Here is a 1976-nt window from a genome sequence, read left to right on the forward strand (position 1 = left end):
GCGCCTCGATGGTCGCATCTTTCAACTCAAGACCGAGATCTTCTGTGATAACAGTACCACCTGTCAAGATCGCGATGTCTTCTAGCATAGCTTTGCGACGGTCTCCAAATCCAGGAGCCTTAACAGCTACGACATTGAAGGTTCCACGAATCTTGTTCAAGACAAGCGTTGGGAGAGCTTCTCCATCCACATCATCCGCAATAATCAAGAGCGGACGGTTGCTTTGAAGGATACTTTCAAGCAATGGCAGGATTTCCTGGATGTTTGACACCTTCTTGTCGGTGATCAAGATATAAGGATTTTCAAGGTCTGCCACCATTTTTTCATTATCAGTGACCATGTATTGAGAGAGGTAACCACGGTCAAACTGCATTCCTTCAACGACTTCCAACTCTGTTTCCATTCCACGAGATTCTTCAATCGTGATCACTCCGTCGTTGCCCACTTTTTCCATGGCTTCTGAGATGTATTCACCGACTTTTTCAGAGCGAGAAGAGACAGCCGCAACCTGGGCGATAGCTTCTTTATTAGCAACTGGAATGGCATTGTTTTTCAAGGCTTCAACAGCTGTTGCAACCGCTGCTTCAATCCCACGACGGATACCGATTGGATTCGCACCTGCTGTAACGTTCTTGATCCCTTCACGGACGATGGCTTGGGTCAAGACAGTCGCAGTGGTTGTTCCGTCTCCAGCGATATCATTGGTCTTCGAAGCAACTTCTGATACCAATTTGGCACCCATATTTTCGAAGTGGTCTTCCAATTCGATTTCTTTGGCGATGGTCACCCCATCATTGGTGATCAATGGTGACCCAAATGATTTTTCAAGGACCACATTGCGACCTTTTGGTCCCAAGGTCACTTTCACAGTATCTGCTAGGATATCCACCCCACGGACCATGGCTGCACGAGCATCTGATGAAAATTTAATTTCTTTTGACATACATCTTTCTCCTTTCTGATTCTTTAGGCTTCAACAATGGCAAGAATACTTGCAGTCCCAACAATCGTGTACTTCTCATCGCCGTCTTTCACATCAACGCCTGCATGATTTTCCACCAAGACCGTATCACCGACTTTGACACTTGGTGCTACCAACTCGCCACTGAGGGTCCGAACTCCCTCACCTACAGCGATGACTTCTGCTGTTTTGGTTTCAGCTTGACTTGCTCCTGCGATGACAAAGCCACCGACTGTTTGCTCTTTTTCTTCTACTTTCAAGACCACGCGGTCTCCTAATGGTTTTAACATGTCATTCCTCCGTTCTTGTATTTTAGCACTCTTCAACATCGAGTGCTAACTCATGTTTCTATTGTATCACTTGGTCAAAAATAGTCAAGAAAAAAACACCTCAATCTCTTCGAAGTGTTTTCGATTTCTAGCCAACCAAATTTAGTTTTTGTTGGTAAGCTTGGATGACTTTTTGTAAGTTGGCTCGACCACGATACATCCCATACCCCACTAGCAACATCCCTGCTATTCCAATCAGGGTGACCAAGCTACCTAAGATCAAAAATAGGAGGGAAGTCTTGTGAAAGAAATAAATCAGCAGTCCACCAATACTGGCCATGAGAAAGAGCACACTAAACCAGCGACCCAAGTTTTCCAACATATGGCGTTGGTAGCGAATTTCCGTCTCATACCCTTTTATTAATTCTTGTCTGGTGTGCATAGATGCCTCCTTCAATAAAAATTGAGAATGAAGTATTCGTAAAGGAGGTCACGTACTTCATTCTCAATGCTCCGGTTGCAATAAACTGTTTCCAGTTTTCTCTTAGTATTTGAGACCTGGATCAAAGATTCCAAGAGCTACCCCAGCTAAGGCGATGATGACTAAGAGAAGCATGACCTTGTTTGGTGAGACTTTCTTCTTCGCCATGAGCCACCAGCAAAGCGTGATAAAGGCAGCAGTCAAGAGACCTGGATAGACGCCATCAATCTTTTCTTGGATTTTAAGGAAGGCTTCTCCGTCAGCA

At 44.8% G+C, this 1976-nt stretch carries 4 protein-coding genes; all 4 read right to left on the minus strand.

What is annotated here, in order from left to right; all coding sequences use genetic code 11:
- Positions 1-943 (minus strand): chaperonin GroEL (groEL, locus tag ACLOR3_RS10010; protein ID WP_412037200.1); only part of this gene is annotated, 943 nt, incomplete at its 3' end.
- Positions 944-966: 23 nt separating this feature from the next.
- Positions 967-1251: a co-chaperone GroES gene (gene groES / locus ACLOR3_RS10015; RefSeq protein ID WP_048690539.1), complete on the minus strand. Its 285-nt coding sequence runs from the start codon at positions 1249-1251 to the stop codon at positions 967-969.
- Positions 1252-1378: 127 nt separating this feature from the next.
- Positions 1379-1672 carry a DUF202 domain-containing protein gene (locus ACLOR3_RS10020; RefSeq protein WP_129270353.1) on the minus strand — a complete coding sequence of 98 codons (294 nt, stop codon included), beginning with the start codon at positions 1670-1672 and terminating at the stop codon, positions 1379-1381.
- 102 nt (positions 1673-1774) lie between these two features.
- Positions 1775-1976: PTS system mannose/fructose/sorbose family transporter subunit IID (locus ACLOR3_RS10025; RefSeq protein WP_412037201.1), on the minus strand; the 202-nt coding region annotated here is incomplete at its 5' end.

It is taken from the genome of Streptococcus intestinihominis (assembly GCF_046824975.1).
In the GTDB taxonomy this organism is placed as follows: domain Bacteria; phylum Bacillota; class Bacilli; order Lactobacillales; family Streptococcaceae; genus Streptococcus.